The organism is Streptomyces mangrovisoli, assembly GCF_000974985.2.
Taxonomy (GTDB): Bacteria; Actinomycetota; Actinomycetes; order Streptomycetales; family Streptomycetaceae; genus Streptomyces; species Streptomyces mangrovisoli.
The window spans coordinates 22,136-42,010 of record NZ_LAVA02000051.1; the positions used below are offsets into that span (position 1 = coordinate 22,136).

General features: G+C 72.4%; 16 protein-coding genes and 1 riboswitch. Of the genes, 13 read left to right on the top strand and 3 right to left on the bottom strand.

The features are described from left to right. Positions 1–10: 10 nt before the first annotated feature. From WN71_RS21990 to WN71_RS22030, 9 genes are all read left to right on the top strand, one after another. Positions 11–1,075 (top strand): polyprenyl synthetase family protein, encoded by a 1,065-nt coding sequence (locus WN71_RS21990; protein ID WP_046588514.1) that lies wholly within the window; start codon positions 11–13, stop codon positions 1,073–1,075. Between the two features lie 119 nt (positions 1,076–1,194). After that, positions 1,195–3,201, top strand: a complete 2,007-nt coding sequence (gene shc, locus WN71_RS21995) for a squalene--hopene cyclase (RefSeq protein ID WP_046588512.1) — start codon at positions 1,195–1,197, stop codon at positions 3,199–3,201. Continuing rightward, positions 3,201–3,842 carry a phosphorylase family protein gene (locus WN71_RS22000; protein ID WP_046588509.1) on the top strand — a complete coding sequence of 214 codons (642 nt, stop codon included), beginning with the start codon at positions 3,201–3,203 and terminating at the stop codon, positions 3,840–3,842. The genes shc and WN71_RS22000 overlap by 1 nt, the downstream gene beginning before the upstream one ends. A gap of 5 nt (positions 3,843–3,847) precedes the next feature. Beyond that, positions 3,848–4,870, top strand: coding sequence for an adenosyl-hopene transferase HpnH (gene hpnH, locus WN71_RS22005; protein WP_046588506.1), 1,023 nt, complete (start codon positions 3,848–3,850; stop codon positions 4,868–4,870). Positions 4,871–4,874: 4 nt separating this feature from the next. Continuing rightward, a complete protein-coding gene (gene ispG, locus WN71_RS22010; protein ID WP_046588504.1) occupies positions 4,875–5,990 on the top strand; it encodes a flavodoxin-dependent (E)-4-hydroxy-3-methylbut-2-enyl-diphosphate synthase in 1,116 nt (371 codons plus the stop codon). A 36-nt stretch (positions 5,991–6,026) separates the two neighbouring features. After that, on the top strand, positions 6,027–8,081 hold the full coding sequence (gene dxs / locus WN71_RS22015) for a 1-deoxy-D-xylulose-5-phosphate synthase (RefSeq protein ID WP_240529715.1): 2,055 nt from the start codon (positions 6,027–6,029) through the stop codon (positions 8,079–8,081). Next, entirely contained in the window at positions 8,078–9,463 is a 1,386-nt protein-coding gene (locus tag WN71_RS22020) for an aspartate aminotransferase family protein (protein WP_046588502.1), read from the top strand. Before dxs ends, WN71_RS22020 begins: the two co-directional genes overlap by 4 nt. Positions 9,464–9,713: 250 nt before the next feature. Further along, positions 9,714–10,283, top strand: coding sequence for a helix-turn-helix domain-containing protein (locus WN71_RS22025; protein WP_046588554.1), 570 nt, complete (start codon positions 9,714–9,716; stop codon positions 10,281–10,283). A gap of 54 nt (positions 10,284–10,337) precedes the next feature. Continuing rightward, positions 10,338–10,457: a DUF6126 family protein gene (locus WN71_RS22030; RefSeq protein WP_046588501.1), complete on the top strand. Its 120-nt coding sequence runs from the start codon at positions 10,338–10,340 to the stop codon at positions 10,455–10,457. 12 nt (positions 10,458–10,469) lie between these two features. Here the strand turns inward: WN71_RS22030 and WN71_RS22035 are convergent, their stop codons facing one another. Further along, entirely contained in the window at positions 10,470–11,267 is a 798-nt protein-coding gene (locus WN71_RS22035) for a tyrosine-protein phosphatase (protein WP_046588498.1), read from the bottom strand. Positions 11,268–11,720: 453 nt separating this feature from the next. Then, a riboswitch (cyclic di-AMP (ydaO/yuaA leader) is annotated at positions 11,721–11,882 on the top strand. A gap of 4 nt (positions 11,883–11,886) precedes the next feature. Between WN71_RS22035 and WN71_RS22040 the strand changes: the two genes are divergently transcribed. Then, entirely contained in the window at positions 11,887–12,789 is a 903-nt protein-coding gene (locus WN71_RS22040; RefSeq protein WP_046588495.1) for a M23 family metallopeptidase, read from the top strand. A 272-nt stretch (positions 12,790–13,061) separates the two neighbouring features. After that, positions 13,062–13,847, top strand: a complete 786-nt coding sequence (locus tag WN71_RS22045; protein ID WP_046588492.1) for an SGNH/GDSL hydrolase family protein — start codon at positions 13,062–13,064, stop codon at positions 13,845–13,847. Positions 13,848–14,027: 180 nt separating this feature from the next. On the opposite strand, the gene WN71_RS22050 is transcribed toward WN71_RS22045, so the two are convergent. Together WN71_RS22050 and WN71_RS22055 are read right to left on the bottom strand one after the other, a co-directional pair. Then, on the bottom strand, positions 14,028–14,639 hold the full coding sequence (locus WN71_RS22050; RefSeq protein WP_079178020.1) for a TetR/AcrR family transcriptional regulator: 612 nt from the start codon (positions 14,637–14,639) through the stop codon (positions 14,028–14,030). Positions 14,640–14,676: 37 nt separating this feature from the next. Beyond that, positions 14,677–15,855 (bottom strand): Glu/Leu/Phe/Val dehydrogenase dimerization domain-containing protein, encoded by a 1,179-nt coding sequence (locus WN71_RS22055; protein WP_046588488.1) that lies wholly within the window; start codon positions 15,853–15,855, stop codon positions 14,677–14,679. Positions 15,856–16,152: 297 nt separating this feature from the next. On the opposite strand from WN71_RS22055, the gene WN71_RS22060 reads away from it, so the two are divergent. Together WN71_RS22060 and WN71_RS40025 are read left to right on the top strand one after the other, a co-directional pair. Then, entirely contained in the window at positions 16,153–17,505 is a 1,353-nt protein-coding gene (locus tag WN71_RS22060) for an MBL fold metallo-hydrolase (RefSeq protein WP_046588486.1), read from the top strand. Between the two features lie 356 nt (positions 17,506–17,861). Continuing rightward, the coding region (locus tag WN71_RS40025) for a sensor histidine kinase (protein WP_107469718.1) at positions 17,862–19,875 on the top strand (2,014 nt) is incomplete at its 3' end.

Consider the following 19,875-nt stretch of genomic DNA (forward strand, 5'->3'; position numbering starts at 1 on the left):
TGTGCCCACTGTGCCCCCGGCCGAGACGGCCGCTCGAGAGAACGCGGTGGACGTGACCGCGCTCCTGGAGCGTGGCCGGACCTTGTCCACACCGGTACTGCGGGCGGCCGTCGACCGGCTGGCGCCTCCCATGGACACCGTCTCCGCCTACCACTTCGGCTGGATCGACGCCGCCGGCAACCCCGCCTCCGGTGACGGCGGCAAGGCCGTGCGGCCCGCCCTCGCGGTGCTCTCCGCCGAGGTCACCGGTGCCGCGCCCGAGGCCGGCATCCCCGGCGCCGTCGCGGTGGAACTGGTCCACAACTTCTCGCTGCTGCACGACGACCTGATGGACGGCGACGAGCAGCGCCGCCACCGCGACACCGTCTGGAAGGTGCACGGCCCCGCCCAGGCCATCCTGGTCGGCGACGCGCTGTTCGCCCTCGCCAACGAGGTGCTCCTCGAACTCGGCACCGTCGAGGCCGGCCGCGCCACCCGCCGCCTGACCAGCGCCACCCGCGCCCTGATCGACGGTCAGGCCCAGGACATCTCCTACGAGCACCGCGACCGCGTCAGCGTCGCGGAGTGCCTGGAGATGGAGGGCAACAAGACCGGCGCCCTGCTGGCCTGCGCCAGCTCCATCGGCGCCGTGCTCGGCGGTGCGGACGACCGCACCGCCGACACCCTGGAGAAGTACGGCTACCACCTCGGCCTCGCCTTCCAGGCCGTCGACGACCTGCTCGGCATCTGGGGCGACCCGGTCTCCACCGGCAAGCAGACCTGGAGCGACCTGCGCCAGCGCAAGAAGTCCCTGCCGGTCGTCGCCGCGCTCGCCGCGGGCGGCCCCGCCTCGGAACGGCTCGGCGAGATCCTCGCGGCCGACGCCAAGAGCAGCGACTTCGCCACCTTCTCCGAGGAGGAGTTCGCCGCCCGCGCGGCCCTCATCGAGGAGGCCGGCGGCCGCGAGTGGACCACGGAGGAAGCGCGCCGCCAGCACACCGTCGCCGTCGAAGCCCTCGACGCCGTCGACATGCCCGACCGGGTGCGCGAGCAGTTCGTCGCGCTCGCCGACTTCGTCGTCGTACGAAAGAGATGATCATTATCGGTCGGAAAACCCTCGCGTAGTCGCCGGCCGGTGCTCCGAGCACACCAGACGCACCGGCCGACGGCGGACCCACAGCAGCACGACTTGCACGACTGCACGAAGGGGAAGCCATGACAGCGACGACCGACGGAAGCACCGGGGCCCTGCCGCCCCGCGCAGCCTCGGCCAGCGAAACGCAGCTCACCACGCCCGTGACGGCCGGGGTACAAGAAGCCGCCGCACGCGCCGTCCGGCGCGCCACCGACCATCTGCTGTCCCGCCAGGACGCCCAGGGCTGGTGGAAGGGCGACCTGGAGACCAATGTCTCCATGGACGCCGAAGACCTGCTGCTCCGCCAGTTCCTGGGCATCCGCGACGAGGCGACCACCCAGGCCGCCGCCCTGTTCATCCGCGGCGAGCAGCGCGAGGACGGCACCTGGGCCACCTTCTACGGCGGCCCCGGTGAACTCTCCGCCACCATCGAGGCGTACGTCGCGCTCAGGCTGGCCGGCGACGCACCCGACGACCCCCACATGGCGAAGGCCTCCGCCTGGGTCCGCGAGCGGGGCGGGATCGCCGCCGCCCGTGTCTTCACCCGGATCTGGCTGGCGCTGTTCGGCTGGTGGAAATGGGAGGACCTGCCCGAACTTCCCCCGGAACTCTTGTACTTCCCTAAATGGTTCCCGCTCAACATCTACAACTTCGGCTGCTGGGCCCGGCAGACCATCGTTCCCCTGACCGTCGTCTCCGCCAAGCGGCCCGTGCGCCCCGCGCCGTTCCCGCTCGACGAACTGCACACCGACCCCGCCTTGCCCAACCCGCCGCAGCCGCTGGCTCCGGCGACCACCTGGGACGGCCTGTTCCAGCGACTCGACAAGGTGGTGCGCGGCTACCGCGCCGTCGCCGTACGCCGGTTGCGCAAGGCCGCCCTCAACACCGCCGCCCGCTGGATCGTCGAACGCCAGGAGAACGACGGCTGCTGGGGCGGCATCCAGCCGCCGGCCGTGTACTCGGTCATCGCGCTGTACCTGCTCGGCTACGACCTCGAACACCCCGTCATGCGGGCCGGGCTGGAATCGCTGGATCGTTACGCCATCTGGCGCGAGGACGGCGCCCGGATGATCGAGGCGTGTCAGTCACCGGTCTGGGACACCTGTCTCGCCACCATCGCCCTCGCCGACGCCGGCCTGCCCGCCGACCACCCGCAACTCGTCAAGGCCGCCGACTGGATGCTCGGCGAACAGGTCGTACGCCCCGGCGACTGGTCGGTGCGCAGGCCCGGACTGCCGCCCGGCGGCTGGGCGTTCGAGTTCCACAACGACAACTACCCCGACATCGACGACACCGCCGAGGTGGTCCTGGCGCTGCGCCGGGTCCGCCACCACGACCCCGAGCGGGTGGAGAAGGCCATCGGGCGCGGGGTGCGCTGGAACCTCGGCATGCAGTCCAGGAACGGCGCCTGGGGCGCCTTCGACTGCGACAACACCAGCAGATTCCCCAACCGGCTGCCCTTCTGCGACTTCGGCGAGGTCATCGACCCGCCGTCCGCCGACGTCACCGCGCACGTCGTGGAGATGCTCGCCTTCGAGGGCCTCTCCCACGACCCGCGCACCCGGCGCGGCATCCAATGGCTCCTCGCCGAACAGGAGCCCGACGGCTCGTGGTTCGGGCGCTGGGGCGTCAACTACGTCTACGGCACCGGGTCCGTGGTCCCCGCCCTCACCGCCGCCGGACTCCCCGTCTCCCACCCCGCGATCCGCCGCGCGGTCACCTGGCTGGAGACCGTCCAGAACGACGACGGCGGCTGGGGCGAGGACCTGCGCTCCTACAAGCACGCGGGGGAGTGGAGCGGCCGCGGCGCGTCCACCGCCTCCCAGACCGCCTGGGCGCTGATGGCCCTGCTCGCGGCCGGGGAGCGGGACTCCAAGGCCGTCGAGCGCGGCATCGAGTGGCTCGCCGCCACCCAGCGCGAGGACGGCTCCTGGGACGAGCCGTACTTCACCGGCACCGGCTTCCCCTGGGACTTCTCCATCAACTACCACCTGTACCGGCAGGTCTTCCCGCTCACCGCGCTCGGCCGCTACGTGCACCAGGAAGCCGCGGGCGCAGCGCCACGCACCGAGGCCGAGGGGGGCTGATGAGCACACAGCCCGTCTCCGCCCCGCTGCTGATCGCCTGCGCGCTCGGCATCGAGCACCTCGCCCTGCGCATGAGCGACCGCGGCGGCGCGGGCGGGCCGGTCACCGTGCTGCGCACGGGCATGGGGCCGAAGGCCGCCGAACGCTCGGTCACCCGGGTCCTCGCCGACCCGGTGCTCACCGACGCGGCCGTGCTGGCCACCGGCTTCTGCGCCGGGCTCGCCCCCGGCATGCACCCCGGCGACCTCGTCGTCGCCGAGGAGACCCGCGACCCGCGCGGCAGCGTGCCGTGCGTCGGCGTGGAACTGCTGGTCAAGGAGCTGGTGCGGGCCCTGCCCGGACGCACCGTGCACACCGGGCCGCTCACCGGATCCGACCACGTCGTCCGTGGCCACGAGCGGTCCGACCTGCTCGCGACCGGCGCGATCGCCGTCGACATGGAGTCCGCCGCCACCCTGCTGAGCGCCGTGCACGTGGGCGAACGCCCGGTTGCGGCCGTCCGGGTGGTCGTGGACGCTCCTGAACATGAACTCGTCCGGATCGGCACGGTACGCGGAGGAATATCAGCCTTCCGCGTGCTTCGGTCCGTACTTCCCGCTTTCTTCGAATGGCACCGTTCTTTGCTGCTCCCCCGGAGGTGAGCCGTATGGCCATGCCGCTGCGCCAGTCCATCAAGGTCGCTACCTACCTGGCTGAACAGAAGCTTCGCAGGCGGGACAAGTTTCCGCTCATCGTCGAGCTGGAACCCCTCTTCGCCTGCAACCTCAAGTGCGAGGGATGCGGAAAGATCCAGCACCCGGCCGGCGTGCTCAAGCAGCGCATGCCGGTCGCCCAGGCCGTCGGCGCCGTCCTCGAATCCGGTGCGCCGATGGTCTCCATCGCCGGCGGCGAACCGCTGATGCATCCTCAGATCGACGAGATCGTGCGCCAGTTGGTGGCCAAGAGGAAGTACGTCTTCCTCTGCACCAACGCGATGCTGCTGCGCAAGAAGATGGAGAAGTTCACCCCCTCCCCGTACTTCGCCTTCGCCGTGCACATCGACGGGCTGCGCGAGCGGCACGACGAGTCCGTCGCCAAGGAGGGCGTGTTCGACGAGGCGGTCGCGGCCATCAAGGAGGCCAAGCGGCGCGGCTTCCGGGTGACCACCAACTCGACCTTCTTCAACACCGACACCCCGCAGACCATCATCGAGGTGCTCAACTTCCTCAACGACGACCTCAAGGTCGACGAGATGATGATCTCGCCCGCCTACGCCTACGAGAAGGCCCCCGACCAGGAGCACTTCCTCGGCGTCGAGCAGACCCGCGAGCTGTTCAAGAAGGCCTTCTCCGGCGGCAACCGGAAGAAGTGGCGGCTCAACCACTCGCCCCTGTTCCTCGACTTCCTGGAGGGCAAGGTCGACTTCCCCTGCACGGCGTGGGCGATCCCCAACTACTCCCTCTTCGGCTGGCAGCGCCCCTGCTACCTGATGAGCGACGGCTACGTGCCGACGTACCGCGAACTCATCGAGAAGACCGACTGGGACAAGTACGGCCGCGGCAAGGACCCGCGCTGCGCCAACTGCATGGCGCACTGTGGCTACGAGCCCACCGCCGTGCTCGCCACCATGGGATCCCTCAAGGAGTCGCTGCGCGCCATGCGCGAGACGGTCTCCGGAAACCGCGAGTGACGCCATGACGGCCGTGTCCCTGGGCGTCCCCGAGGTCCCGGCCCGGCCGGTCGCCGCGCGACGCGTGTCGCGGGCGATCCAGGTCGGACCGGTGACCGTCGGGGGCGGTGCCCCGGTGTCGGTCCAGTCGATGACGACGACGCGTACGTCCGACATCGGCGCCACCCTCCAGCAGATCGCCGAGCTGACCGCGTCCGGCTGCCAGATCGTCCGCGTCGCCTGCCCCACGCAGGACGACGCGGACGCGCTGGCGACGATCGCCCGCAAGTCGCAGATCCCGGTGATCGCGGACATCCACTTCCAGCCGAAGTACGTCTTCGCGGCGATCGAGGCCGGGTGCGCCGCGGTCCGGGTGAACCCGGGCAACATCAAGCAGTTCGACGACAAGGTGCGCGAGATCGCGCGGGCCGCGAAGGACCACGGCACCCCGATCCGGATCGGCGTGAACGCGGGCTCGCTGGACCGGCGGCTGCTCCAGAAGTACGGCAAGGCCACCCCCGAGGCGCTCGTGGAGAGCGCCCTGTGGGAGGCGTCGCTGTTCGAGGAGCACGACTTCCGGGACATCAAGATCTCGGTGAAGCACAACGACCCGGTCGTCATGATCGAGGCGTACCGGCAGCTCGCCGCGGAGTGCGACTACCCGCTGCACCTCGGCGTGACCGAGGCCGGACCCGCCTTCCAGGGCACGATCAAGTCGGCCGTCGCGTTCGGCGCGCTGCTGGCCGAGGGCATCGGCGACACCATCCGGGTCTCGCTGTCGGCGCCCCCGGTGGAGGAGGTGAAGGTCGGCATCCAGATCCTGGAGTCGCTGAACCTGCGCCCGAGGCGGCTGGAGATCGTCTCCTGCCCGTCCTGCGGCCGCGCGCAGGTCGACGTCTACAAACTCGCCGACCAGGTGGCGGCCGGCCTCGACGGGCTCGAAGTGCCGCTGCGCGTCGCGGTGATGGGCTGCGTCGTCAACGGGCCGGGCGAGGCCCGCGAGGCGGACCTCGGCGTCGCCTCCGGCAACGGCAAGGGCCAGATCTTCGTGAAGGGCGAGGTCATCAAGACCGTCCCCGAGTCCAAGATCGTGGAGACCCTCATCGAGGAGGCCCTGAAGCTCGCTGAGCCGACCGACTGAGTTGAATCAAGGCACGGACCGAGAGGGGGCCCGAGCGTGACCATTCTCGAGAACATCCGGGGACCACGCGACCTGAAGGCGCTGTCCGAGGCGGAACTCGGCGCACTGTCCGAGGAGATCAGGGAGTTCCTGGTGCATGCGGTCGCCAGGACCGGGGGCCATCTCGGGCCCAATCTCGGGGTGGTGGAACTCACCGTCGCCCTGCACCGGGTCTTCGAGTCCCCGGTCGACCGCATCCTGTGGGACACCGGCCACCAGAGCTATGTGCACAAGCTGCTGACAGGCCGTCAGGACTTTTCCAAGCTGCGCGGGAAGGGGGGCCTGTCCGGCTACCCCTCGCGCGAGGAGTCCGAGCACGACGTCATCGAGAACAGCCACGCCTCCACGGCCCTCGGCTGGGCCGACGGCCTCGCCAAGGCCCGCCAGGTGCAGGGCGGCACCGGCCATGTCGTCGCCGTCATCGGCGACGGCGCGCTGACCGGCGGCATGGCCTGGGAAGCGCTCAACAACATCGCGGCCGCCAAGGACCGCCCGCTGATCATCGTCGTCAACGACAACGAACGCTCCTACGCACCCACCATCGGCGGCCTCGCCAACCACCTGGCCACCCTGCGCACCACCGACAGCTACGAACGCGTGCTGGCCTGGGGCAAGGAGGTCCTGCTGCGCACCCCGGTGATCGGCGCCACCCTCTACGAGTCCCTGCACGGCGCGAAGAAGGGCTTCAAGGACGCGTTCGCCCCGCAGGGCATGTTCGAGGACCTGGGCCTCAAGTACGTCGGCCCCATCGACGGCCACGACATCAAGGCCGTCGAGTCCGCGCTGCGCCGCGCCAAGCGCTTCCACGGTCCGGTCCTCGTGCACTGCCTCACCGAGAAGGGCCGCGGCTACGAACCCGCCCTCGCCCACGAGGAGGACCACTTCCACACCGTCGGCGTGATGGACCCGCTGACCTGCGCCCCGCTCGCGCCCTCCGGCGGCCCCTCCTGGACCTCCGTGTTCGGCGACGAGATGGTGCGCATCGGCGCCGAACGGGACGACGTCGTCGCCATCACCGCGGCGATGCTCCACCCCGTCGGCCTCGGCCCGTTCGCCGAGCGGTTCCCGGACCGGGTGTGGGACGTCGGCATCGCGGAGCAGCACGCGGCGGTCTCCGCCGCCGGCCTCGCGACCGGCGGACTGCACCCCGTCGTCGCCGTCTACGCCACCTTCCTCAACCGCGCCTTCGACCAGCTGCTGATGGACGTCGCCCTGCACCGCTGCGGCGTCACCTTCGTCCTGGACCGGGCCGGCGTCACCGGCGTGGACGGCGCCTCCCACAACGGCATGTGGGACATGTCCGTGCTCCAGGTCGTGCCCGGCCTCAGGATCGCCGCCCCGCGCGACGCCGACCAGCTGCGCGCCCAGCTGCGCGAGGCGGTCGCGGTGGACGACGCGCCGACGCTGGTCCGCTTCCCCAAGGAGTCGGTCGGACCCGACATCCCGGCGATCGACCGGATCGGCGGCCTCGACGTCCTGCACCGGGGCCCCGGCACGCCCGAGGTGCTGCTCGTCGCCGTCGGCGTGATGGCGCCCGTCTGCCTCCAGGCCGCCGACCTCCTCCAGGACCGCGGCATCTCCTGCACGGTCGTCGACCCGCGCTGGGTCAAACCGGTCGACCCGGCGCTGCCCGCTCTCGCCGCCGAGCACCGGCTGGTGGCCGTCGTCGAGGACAACAGCCGCGCCTCCGGCGTCGGCGGGGCGGTCGCCCTCGCGCTCGGCGACGCCGAAGTCGACGTGCCGGTACGGCGGTTCGGCATCCCCGAGCAGTTCCTCGCGCACGCCAAGCGGGGGGAGGTGCTCGCCGACATCGGGCTGACGCCGGTGGAGATCGCGGGGCGGATCGGGGCCACGCTCGCTCGCCGCGGTGTCTTGGAGGACGGTGCCGCGGAAGGCCGTGCGGCGGCGGGCAGTTCGGCGGGTGCGGCGCCGTCCGGGCCGGTCGCGCAGTTCCCCGCGCCCCTTCAGGGCGCCGACGCCACGGGCGCCGACATCGATGGCGGCGTCATCGAGAGCGCCGTCATCGACAGGGACGTCAAGGAGAAGGAATGAGCAAGGAGTTCGACCTCGGCGCCCTGCTGGCCGAGCGCGGAGCCGAGCGTTACGAGCTGCACACCAAGTACCTCAACCACCAGCTCCCGCGCATGTTGCACACCATCGGCTTCGACAAGGTCTACGAGCGGGCCGAGGGCGCCCACTTCTGGGACGCCGACGGGAACGACTACCTCGACATGCTCGCCGGGTTCGGGGTGATGGGCCTCGGCCGCCACCACCCCGTCGTCCGCAAGGCGCTGCACGACGTCCTCGACGCCCAGCTCGCCGACCTCACGCGCTTCGACTGCCAGCCGCTGCCCGGCCTGCTCGCCGAGCGGCTCCTCGCGCACAGCCCCCATCTGGACCGGGTCTTCTTCGGCAACAGCGGCACCGAAGCCGTCGAGGGGGCCCTGAAGTTCGCCCGGTTCGCCACCGGCAGGCCGCGCGTCCTCTACTGCGACCACGCCTTCCACGGCCTGACCACCGGCTCCCTGTCCGTCAACGGCGAGTCCGGGTTCCGTGACGGCTTCGCCCCGCTGCTGCCCGACACCGCGATCCCGCTCGGCGACCTCGACGCGCTCGCCCGGGAGCTGAAGAAGGGCGACGTGGCCGCCCTGATCGTCGAGCCGATCCAGGGCAAGGGCGTGCACGAGGCGCCGCCCGGCTATCTGCGCGCCGCGCAGGAGCTGCTGCACCGGCACAAGGCGCTGCTCATCGCCGACGAGGTGCAGACCGGCCTCGGCCGCACCGGCGACTTCTACGCCTACCAGCACGAGGAGGGCGTCGAGCCGGACCTCGTGTGCGTGGCCAAGGCGCTGTCCGGCGGGTACGTCCCGGTCGGCGCCACCCTCGGCAAGGACTGGATCTTCCGCAAGGTCTACTCGTCGATGGACCGCGTGCTGGTGCACTCGGCGAGCTTCGGGTCCAACGCCCAGGCCATGGCGGCGGGCCTCGCCGTGCTGTCGGTCATGGAGAACGAGCAGATCGTCGCCAACGCGCGGGCCACGGGCGAGCAGCTGAAGTCCCGGCTCGCCGCGCTGGTCGACCGCTACGAGCTGCTGGCCGACGTGCGCGGCCGGGGCCTGATGATCGGCATCGAGTTCGGCCGGCCCACGTCGCTCGGGCTGCGCAGCCGCTGGACCATGCTCCAGGCCGCCCGCAAGGGACTGTTCGCGCAGATGGTCGTCGTACCGCTGCTCCAGCGGCACCGGATCCTCACCCAGGTCTCCGGCGACCACCTGGAGGTGATCAAACTGATCCCGCCGCTCGTCATCGGCGAGCGCGACGTGGACCGGTTCGTCGACGCCTTCACCGAGGTGATGGACGACGCGCACAACGGGGGCGGACTGATGTGGGACTTCGGCAAGACGCTGATCAAGCAGGCGGTCGCCAACCGGTGACCGGCGCCTGACGGACACGCCCGGCGTGCCTCCCGTCGCGTTTTGCCTCTGAGGCAAGAAATTTGCCGCAGAGGCAAAGCTGCGGCTGAATGGAGTCATGGACTCCTCAGCGGCCGGCCCCGGCGAACCGGAAACCCCTGGCGGCCTGCCGTCCGGCACCCCCGGCGACGTGCCGTCCGGCACTCCCGGCGACCTGCCGTCCGGCACTCCCGGCGATCTTCCGTCGGGAACCCCCGCCGAGCTTCCCGCCATGGCGCCCCAGCTGCGGGCCCTGCGGCGGAGCGCCGGCCTCACGCTGGAGGCCGCGGCCGCCGCGGCCGGGCTCTCGCCCGCCCATCTGTCCCGGCTGGAGACCGGCCGGCGCCAGCCCTCGCTGCCGATGCTGCTCGCGCTCGCCCGCGTCTACGGTACGACAGTCTCCGAACTGCTCGGCGAGACGGTCGCCGACCGGGACGCCGTCGTCCGCGCGGACGCCATGGAACCCACCCGGGCGGGCGGCTGGACCTACTGGCAGGCCGGCGCCTCCGGCCGCGGGATGCAGGCGCTGCGCGTCCACGTCCCGCACGGCTCGCAGGGCGACATCGTGCGCGTGCACCCCGGTGAGGAGTGGCTCTACGTGCTCAAGGGGCGGCTGGTGCTGCGCCTTGGCGACACCACGCACCGGCTCGGTCCGGGGGACAGCGCGCACTTCGACTCGCTGACCCCGCACCGGCTCGCGGCCGCGGACCACGACGGGGTCGACCTGCTGTTCGTCCACACCCTGCTGCAGAGCCCCACGGCCGCCCTGTGCCTGGGGCCCGCGGCCTCGGTCCCGCACTGAGCAGCCCGGACCTGCTTCCCCTCGCCCGCCCACCGACCCGACGGAGATCACGCCGTGAGCAACATCGAAGAGAAGTTCCCCCGCGCCCTGTGGATCCGGCTGATCATCTACCTGGCCGTCGGCCACCTCTTCGCGGCCTTCGTCTACCTGCTGTTCACCGTCGGGGCGAAGTGACCCCCGCCACACTCAGTCCAGCAGGCGCTCGCGCAGCAGCTCCCGGGTCTCCGGAGTGACGCCGAGGCCCTGCGCCAGATAGGCGTCGACGCCGCCCCAGGTCTCCTCGACCGTCTCCAGCGCCGCCCTCAGATACTCCGCGCGGGCGTCGAAGAGGGGGCTCAGCAGCTCCATGACCTCGGGGGAGTAGGCCGCCGCGTCGGAGCTGCTGCGGCGCACCTTGTAGCGGCGGTGCGTGGCGTTCGACTCCAGGTAGTCGGCGAGGATCGCGTCCCGCTCCACGCCGAGGGCGAGCAGGGTCACGGCGATCGACAGGCCCGCGCGGTCCTTGCCCGCCGCGCAGTGCATGAGGGCCGGCACGCTGTCCTCGGCCATGGCGTGCAGCACACGGGAGTGCTCGCCCGTGCGCTCCGTGACGATGCGGCGGTAGGAGCCGATCATCCGGTCCGCGCCCTTGTCGTCGCCGAGGATCGTGCGCAGCTGCTCGATGTCGCCGTCGCGGACCATCCGCCAGAACTCGGCGCCGTCGGCCGGGTCGCTCAGCGGCAGGCTCACATTGCGCACGCCGGGCAGCTCGACGTCCGGGCCCTCCAGCTTCTTGTCGGCCGCGTTGCGGAAGTCGAAGATCGTGTGCAGGCCCAGGGACGCCAGGAAGGCGGCGTCCTCCGTCGTGGCGTGCGCGAGGTGGCCGCTGCGGAACAGCACGCCCCGGCGCACCCGGCGCCCGTCCACCGTGGGCAGTCCGCCCACGTCCCGGAAATTGCGCACTCCGGCCAGTTCGGGCTCGGTCGAGGGGACCTGCTGTGTCACGGGGGCTCCTCCCATCCCTCCCGTCGGCGCGGCTCGCGGGTGGCCGGCGGGATGCGCCTTTGACGATACGACATGGATTCCTGGGGCAATGAGTTGTGTGCGCGGCGGCGCCGATGCCGCAGTTCTCCACTACTGCCGCATCTGAGGCTTCTGTCCGAATTGGCACCTTCATTACAACTCCGCCTGGAATAAGGATTCCTGGAGCGGCGGCGGGTGAGCAGGGTCATAACCGTGACCCTCTGTCGCCCGTCATGCTCACGTAATCAATGCGGATTCTCTGGGCGATTGACCCATGAAGATCGGGCGGAATGCACGGAGGGTGACCGTGAATTCCGGTAAGGGATCAAGAGAAACCCATGTCCGGGGAAGGGCTTGCTTGTCCCTTTGCGTATCGGTCGCCTACGTTCGCCATCAATCCGGTCGGACCGCCGAATCCTGCCGCCGCCCGGAGCCCGCACACACTCGACCGTGCACGGCAGGAGCGGGGGACCCACAGGTACGAACGCCTGGGCCGGTTCCCGGCAGACAGGCTTGGGGTGAAGTCGCGCTCCCCGCGCGGCCGGACATCTCCCGTCCGAACCCGACAGCTCACCTCGTAGGCGCCGGAGAGGAATTCGTCATGCCCGCGAAGGGTAAGCACCGCCGTCCGAAGTCCCTGCGCTTCACCCGCTCGATAGCCGTCGCCGGTACCGGTGGCGCCGCGCTCGCGCTGCCGCTGATGGCCGCCACCGGCGCCCACGCCGCCCCCCAGTCGGCCGCCCAGACCGTCACGAGCAAGGCCGTCCAGGCCGCTCCGGCGAGCGCGGAGAAGGCCGACGCGGCGACCGTGACCTCCTACACGGTCCGCTCCGGCGACTACCTGTCGAAGATCGCCGCGGACCACCACGTCAGTGGTGGCTGGCAGCGCCTCTACGACGACAACCGCACGGCCGTCGGTGACGACCCGTCGCTGATCCACCCGGGTCTGAAGCTGTCGATCGGCCACCGCGCCGCCGCGAGCACCACGAAGTCCTCCTCCTCGTCCTCCTCCGCCTCGAAGTCGTCGTCCTCCTCGGCGTCCTCGAAGTCGAGCTCGGCCACCCAGGCCGCCGAGAAGACCACCACCACCTCCGGCAGTGACGTCCTGCCCGTCTCCGGCGGCAGCATCGGCACCGGCTACCACGTCTCCGGCAGCATGTGGTCCAGCGGCTACCACACCGGCGTCGACTTCGTCGTGCCCACCGGCACCACCGTCAAGGCCGTCGGCACCGGCACCGTCGTCAGCGCCGGCTGGGGCGGCGCGTACGGCAACCAGGTCGTCATCAAGCTCTCCGACGGCTACTACGCCCAGTACGCCCACCTGTCGCAGATCTCCGTCTCGGCGGGCCAGTCCGTCACCCCGGGGCAGCAGCTCGGCCTCTCCGGCGCGACCGGCAACGTGACCGGCCCGCACCTGCACTTCGAGATCCGCACCACCCCGGACTACGGCTCCGACGTGGACCCGGTCGCCTACCTGCGCTCGCACGGCGTGGCCGTCGGCTGACGCGGACCCCGCTCCGCTCCCCCCACAACGCCGAAGGCCGGACCCACGATCCCCGGGTCCGGCCTTCGGCATGTCCCCGAGCGCGCCCCGGCCCGGTGGCCGGACGTTCCCGGCGTCAACATCCCTGCCCCTGCGCGTATTCCGCCATGGACGGCATGGCGCGCGTGGGTTATGTCACCGCCCGTCAACCCCTGCCTACGGTCGCGTAGGTCACAACCCAGGGTGAATCATGGATCGCTGTGGCAGACGATTCGAAGAGTGACAACAGATCAGTGATCGGGTCGTACGTGGCGGTGGGGGACAGCTTCACCGAGGGCGTCGGCGACCCTGGCCCCGACGGGCAGTTCGTCGGCTGGGCCGACCGGTTCGCGGTACTGCTCGCGGACCGGCGCCCGGAGGGCGAGTTCGGCTACACCAACCTCGCGGTACGCGGCAGGCTGCTCGACCAGATCGTGGCGGAGCAGGTGCCCCAGGTCCTCGAACTCGGACCCGACCTCGTCTCCTTCTGTGCGGGCGGCAACGACATCCTCCGGCCGGGCACCGACCCCGACGAGGTCGCCGAGCGGTTCGAGCGGGCGGTCGCGCGGCTCGCGGCCGCGGCCGGCACGGTCATGGTGACGACCGGCTTCGACACCCGCGGCGTACCCGTCCTCAAGCACCTGCGCGGCAAGATCGCCACGTACAACGGACATGTCCGGGCCATCGCGGACCGCTACGGCTGCCCGGTCCTCGACCTGTGGTCGCTGAAGACGGTCCAGGACCGGCGGGCCTGGGACGGCGACCGGCTGCACCTCTCGCCCGAGGGCCACACCCGGGTCGCGCTGCGCGCGGGCCAGGTCCTCGGCGTCGAGGTGCCCGCCGACCCCGACCAGCCCTGGCCCCCGCTCCCGCCGCGCGGCACCTTCGAGGTCCGCAGGGACGACGTCCACTGGGCCCGCGAGTACCTGGTGCCGTGGATCGGCCGCCGCCTGCGCGGGGAGTCCTCCGGCGACCACGTGACGGCGAAGGGCGCGATGTCTCCCGACGCGATCAAGTCCCGCATCGAGTCGGTGGCCTGACGCCTGCGGCGGGCTTGAGAGTTCGTCCGCGGGCCGGTGGGGGCTTCTCGCGCAGTTCCCCGCGCCCCTGAAGGGGCGCCCTGGCCGGACGCCCTGAAGGGGCGCGGGGAACTGCGCGACCAGCCCCCACCGACCCGCAGACGGGCATTCGGGAGCCCGGCCCGGAGGGTCGGAGGGACCCTAGGCCCTCAACTCCGCTTCCTCCAGCCCCAGTTCGCGGGCCAGGGCCTCGTCGACCCACTGCTGAGCCCGCGCCCGCGACACCGTGCCGGTGTACGACGTGAGCTGGACGGCCAGGCCGTCCAGGAGCGCGGTCAGCCGCAGGGCCGAGGCCGTCGGGTCCGGGCAGCGGAACTCGTCCGCGGCCACGCCCTCGGCGATGACCTCCGCGATCGCCGCCTTCCACTGCCGGTCGAGGCCGCGCGCGACCTCCCGCAGCGCGGGCTCGCGCAGGGCCGCCGCCCAGCCCTCGATCCACAGCCGCCAGCCCTTGGCCTGACCCGTCGGCGCGTACCAGCGCACGGCCGCGCGCAGCCTGCGCAGCGCCGTGGTGCGCCGGTCGAGCAGCCCGCGCAGATGCGCGAGGTCGCCCTCGGCGGCGTGCGCGAAGGCTGCGGCGAGCAGCTTCTCCTTCGTCGAGAAGTGGTACAGCACGAGCGCGTTGCTCACCCCGAGCGCGGCGGCCACGTCGGCGATCCTGACCGCCGCCACGCCCCGCTCCTCGATCTGCCCGATGGCCGCCCGCAGCAGTTCCTCACGCCGCTCGGCCACGCTCAACCGCACTCTCGCCACGCGGCCACCCTAACGGCAACCCCGCACCCCACCCGCCTCAGCGGTAGTGGCCGTAGCGCTCCGCGATCACCGGCAGCAGGTCCTCGGCCAGCGCGTGCGCGGCGGCCCGCGGCGTGCTGCCGTCGGCCTCCGCGCGCTCCAGCACCCGGCCGATCAGCGCACGCATGGAGCGGCGGGTGCGGCCGAACGCCTCCTGCGCGTCCGCGCCGATGTCGCCGAACAGCGTCCACCACCACCACGCGTTCGTACCGGAGTTGACCACGACGTCCGGCAGCACGGTCACCCCGCGGGCCGCGAGCAGTTCCTCCGCGGCGGGCAGCACCGGCATGTTGGCCGCCTCGACGATCAGGCGGGCCCTGATCCGGCCCTGGTCGGCGGCGTCGATCGCGTACGACACGGCGGCCGGGACCAGCACCTCGGCGTCCGCCGACAGCCAGGCGTCGCCCGGGAGTTCGCGGTCGGCGGGCCGCAACGCCGCGCGGTCGACGGTGCCGTGGGCGTCCCGCGCGGCGAGCAGCGTCTCCACGTCGAGCCCGTCCGGGTTGGCGACGGTCCCCTTCACGTCGGCGACCGCCACCACCGTCAGCCCGGCCCGCGCGAGGAAGCGCGCCGTGGCCCCGCCCATGGTGCCGAGGCCCTGCACCGAGACCCGGGTCCCGGTGTACGGGACGCCGGCCAGGTCCAGCGCCGCGAGCACCGACTCGGCCACCCCGCAGCCGCCGACCAGTTCGTCGAGGCCGATGCCGTCGACCTCGATCGCGAAGGCGTCCGCCAGCCGCTCGCGGGCCGCGGCCTCGTCGTCGAGCAGCGGGTAGACCGCCTGCACGGACGAGACGAGCCCGGCCTCGACGGCCGCCCGGTCCACGAGGTCCTGGCTCAGCCCGAGGTCCTCGCCGGTGGTCCAGCAGCTCTCGATGTACGGCCGCATCGCGCGCAGGTACCGCACGAGCAGGTCGTACGCCCCCGGGTCCCGCGGGTCGCAGTCGATGCCGCCCTTCGCGCCGCCGAGCGGGACATAGCGGCCGGCCGGGTCGTAGTGCAGCGCCTCCTTCATGCTCATGCCGCGGGCGAGGCCCGCCACCTCCTCCAGCGTGCAGCCCGGCCGCATCCGCAGCCCGCCGCTGGCGACCCCGCGCACCAGCCGGTCGACGACCAGGAAACCCTGGCGTGCGGTGACGTGATCGGTCCAGGTGAGCGAGAGCAGCGGAGCGGTCATGCGGGACTCCAGGGGTGGGGGCGGAGACGGCCGTCGGGCGGGCCCACTGAACCGGAGGTCAGTACGAGGCCGGTGTGGCGCCAGTATTGAAACAGGCCGGACGCCCCGCACGACACCGCGGCCGACGCCGGCCCGCGGTCGCACGGGGAAGTCCCAGGATTCTCCAAGATTTCTTCGTATGCCCAGGTCAGGGCCGTGTGTGCCCTCGTGGGGACACCCCGGGGCGGGCCGTGTGACCTGGGCTTCCGAGGGCGCCGACCATAATGGAAAACCTGACCGACCCCACCTGGAGGTACCGTGACCGGTTTGGGTTCCCTGAGCTCCGGGCTCCGTGCGCTGCGGCCCGCGGCGTTCGGCGCGGACCCGAGCGGTGAGCGCCTGGCGCGGATCCGCAGATCCCCCCACTACAAGGACGGGGTGTTCCAGAACCCCGAGGGCACCGCCCGGATCCGGCCCTCGGGGTCGATGATCGACTTCGCCAAGGTGTTCTTCGACAAGGACGAGCGGCCCCGCCGCGGCCCCAAGGGCACCGTCCCGGTGCACGCCACCACCCTCGCCGACCTGGCCAAGCCCGCGGCCACGGGCCTCCGGCTCACCTGGATGGGCCACTCGAGCGTGCTCGCGGAGATCGACGGCCGCCGGGTGCTCTTCGACCCGGTGTGGGGCGACCGCTGCTCGCCCTTCGCCTTCGCCGGCCCCAAGCGGCTGCACCCGGTGCCGCTGCCCCTGGCCGCGCTCGGCCCGGTCGACGTCGTCGTCATCTCGCACGATCACTACGACCACCTCGACCTGCCCTCGATCAAGGCGCTGGCCGGCACCGACACGGTGTTCGCCGTGCCGCTGGGCGTCGGCGCCCATCTGGAGCACTGGGGCGTCTCCGCGGGGCGGCTGCGCGAGCTGGACTGGAACGAGTCGACCGAGGTCGGCGGCCTCACCCTGACGGCGACGCCCGCCCGGCACTTCTGCGGCCGCGGCCTGCGCAACACGCAGCACACCCTGTGGGCCTCCTGGGTCGTCGCGGGCGAGCGGCACCGGATCTACCACAGCGGCGACACCGGCTACTTCAAGGGCTTCGCGGACATCGGGGCGGAGCACGGTCCGTTCGACGCCACGATGATCCAGATCGGGGCGTACTCGGACTTCTGGCCCGATATCCACATGACGCCTGAAGAGGGTATGCGGGCCCATCTCGACCTCCAGGGCGGCCGCCCGGACGGCGTGATGCTGCCGATCCACTGGGGCACCTTCAACCTGGCGACCCACCCGTGGGCGGAGCCCGGCGAGGGCACGGTCGCGGCCGGCCGCGCGGCGGGCGCCCGGGTCGCCCTGCCCCGGCCCGGCGAGCCCTTCGAGCCGACGGCCGGGACGGTGCCGTCCGAGCCCTGGTGGCGCTCGGTCGCCCTCGCCCCGCGGGACGGCTGGCCGGCGGGGTCCGCGCCCGCGGGTGCGGCGGTGACGGGTGCGGAGGGAACGGACGCGTCGGCGGACACGGCGGCGCAGGCGCCCGCGGAGGACGGACCGGGCGCCCCCGAGCGGGCCGCGGCCGACGCCCCGGCCGGTTCCGGCCGGGCCGCCGCGGACACGGCCGGTGACGCCCGGGACGACAAGGCCGACGGGAGCGGAGCCCCGGAGACCGTCCCGGCGGGCTGACCGCGGAGGTCGTACCACCCCACGGCGGGGGCTGGAGAGCGCGGAGGCTCTCCAGCCCCCGCCGTTCGTTGTCGACCACTTGCGACCAGGTTCGATCGATCCCTCGTCCCGTTTGTGACGCATCAGCCGCGCAGGCATCGGACCTGTGTGCGAACCCTCATACCAGAGCGGGACGCTCCTCGGGGGACTTTGTCAACTGCCCATCACACCTGATGCGTTGGCGACTACTGTGAGTGTCCGCCGGGCGACACAGGGCCGCAGGGGTGCGGCCCTCCCGACCGGCACGCCATGGCGCACACCCGTCCCGCGCAACAGGCGCGAACCCACAGGCCCGACGGACCAGTTCGAGGACGCCGATGTCTCACCTCCGCGCACCGGCCGCACGCGCAGACCGCCGCGAGGGCGGCCGGCACGGGCGGCCGGTCGTCCGCACCGCGCCCGCGCCGCCCGAGGCCCAGATCCGGCCACAGCTGCTGCGTCTGGCCGTACTGCCCCCCACCGCGGTGGCCCTGAGCGCCTGCGCGGCCGTCCTGTTCACGGTCCGCTCCACCGGCGCGCGCCCCGGCCCCGCCCTGTGGATCGTGCTCGCCGGGGCGCTCTCGGTCGCCCTCGCGGGCATCGTGATCGCCGCCGTCGCCGCGGGCCGCGCGGCCGGCTCGGTCAGCGAGCGCATCGCCGCCCTGCGCCGCAGCACCGCGCGCGGCGAGGCGGACCTCAAGGCACTGGTCGAGGCGCTGCGCCGGGGCGAGGGCCCGCCCCAGCGCAAGCCGCGCGGCAAACCCCCGAAGGGCGCCGACGACTTCGAGCTGCTCGCGGCGGACCTGGCGCGCGCCCACGAGGGCGCCGTCGGAGCCGTCGTCAAGGCCGCGCAGCTCTCCAGCCAGACCGGCAGCGAGCAGAAGCTGGAGGTCTTCGTCAACCTCGCCCGGCGCCTGCAGTCCCTGGTGCACCGCGAGATCTCCACGCTCGACGAGCTGGAGAACCAGATCGAGGACCCCGAGCTGCTCAAGGGCCTCTTCCACGTCGACCACCTCGCCACCCGCATCCGCCGCCACGCGGAGAACCTCGCGGTGCTCGGCGGCGCGGTCTCCCGGCGCCAGTGGAGCAACCCGGTCTCCATGACCGAGGTGCTGCGCTCGGCCATCGCCGAGGTCGAGCAGTACTCCCGGGTCAAGCTCGTCCCGCCGATCGACGGGGAGCTGCGCGGGCACGCCGTCGCCGACGTGATCCACCTCCTCGCCGAACTCGTCGAGAACGCCACCGTGTTCTCGGCCCCGCACACCCATGTGCTGCTCCGCGCCAACCTGGTCACCTCCGGGCTCGCCATCGAGGTCGAGGACCGCGGGCTCGGCCTGCCGGTCGGCGAGCAGGAGAAGATGAACACCCTGCTCACCGACCCGGACCAGGTCAACGTCGCCAGCCTGCTGGCCGACGGGCGCATCGGCCTGTTCGTGGTCTCGCAGCTCGCGCGGCGACACGGCATCCACGTACGCCTCCAGGGCAACATCTACGGCGGCGTCCAGGCCGTGCTCGTCGTCCCGCAGAGCCTGCTCGGCTCGGCGCCGGGCGCGGCCGCGCCGACGGCACGGACCGAGGGCCCGCAGCCGTCGCACGGGGACCCGCTGACGAGCACGGGCGCGATCGCCGCGGCCCCCCTGGGCGCCTTGCCGCCCGCGAACGGGACGGCGGTACGGGACGCCCTGACGTCCACGGGCGGTTTCACGGTCCCGGATCCGCTGACGTCCACCGGGGGGATCGCGGTCCCGGACCCGTTCACGTCCACCGGCGGCTTCGCGGTCCCGGATGCGATGACCTCCACCGGCGGGATCGCCGTACCCGATCCCCTCACCTCCACCGGCCGGATCGCCGTACCGGAGCCGTCGGCCTCGACCGGCGGGATCAGCCTGCCGCAGGCCCGCAACGGCAAGGAGCGTCCGGCGCCGTCCGGGCGGGCCTCCCGGCGGCAGGGGCGGACCGCGCACGGCGGCCCGCCGCTGCCCGTACGCGACTCCCGGGGGGAGCGGCCCAACCCCGCCGAGGCCGTCCCGGGCATCCGCCCCGGCGACCGCGGGGCCGTCGAGGAGCACACCGCGGCGCCGCCCACCCCGCGCACCGGCGCGGTGCGCGGCACCATCGGCAAACCGGGGCTGCCCCGGCGCCGGGCCCAGGAGCACATCGCGCCCCAGCTGCGCGGCGGCCCGGTCCCCCGGCCGGAATCCGATCAGCCGGCCGGGCACGACCCGGGCCTGATGGCGGCCTTCCAGCGCGGTATCACCCTCGCCGAGGCCCAGCAGAGCCTGGAGGCGGAGACCGAGGAGCCGCCCGGCTCCACCCCCGCCGCCCACCCGGACCCGCTCACCCCTCCCCACC

Coding starts and splice junctions, on each gene's coding strand:
- shc (WP_046588512.1), top strand. CDS start 1,195: ATGACAGCGACGACCGACGGAAGCACCGGGGCCCTGCCGCCCCGCGCA.
- WN71_RS22000 (WP_046588509.1), top strand. CDS start 3,201: ATGAGCACACAGCCCGTCTCCGCCCCGCTGCTGATCGCCTGCGCGCTC.
- hpnH (WP_046588506.1), top strand. CDS start 3,848: ATGGCCATGCCGCTGCGCCAGTCCATCAAGGTCGCTACCTACCTGGCT.
- ispG (WP_046588504.1), top strand. CDS start 4,875: ATGACGGCCGTGTCCCTGGGCGTCCCCGAGGTCCCGGCCCGGCCGGTC.
- WN71_RS22020 (WP_046588502.1), top strand. CDS start 8,078: ATGAGCAAGGAGTTCGACCTCGGCGCCCTGCTGGCCGAGCGCGGAGCC.
- WN71_RS22025 (WP_046588554.1), top strand. CDS start 9,714: ATGGCGCCCCAGCTGCGGGCCCTGCGGCGGAGCGCCGGCCTCACGCTG.
- WN71_RS22040 (WP_046588495.1), top strand. CDS start 11,887: ATGCCCGCGAAGGGTAAGCACCGCCGTCCGAAGTCCCTGCGCTTCACC.
- WN71_RS22055 (WP_046588488.1), bottom strand. CDS start 15,855: ATGACCGCTCCGCTGCTCTCGCTCACCTGGACCGATCACGTCACCGCA.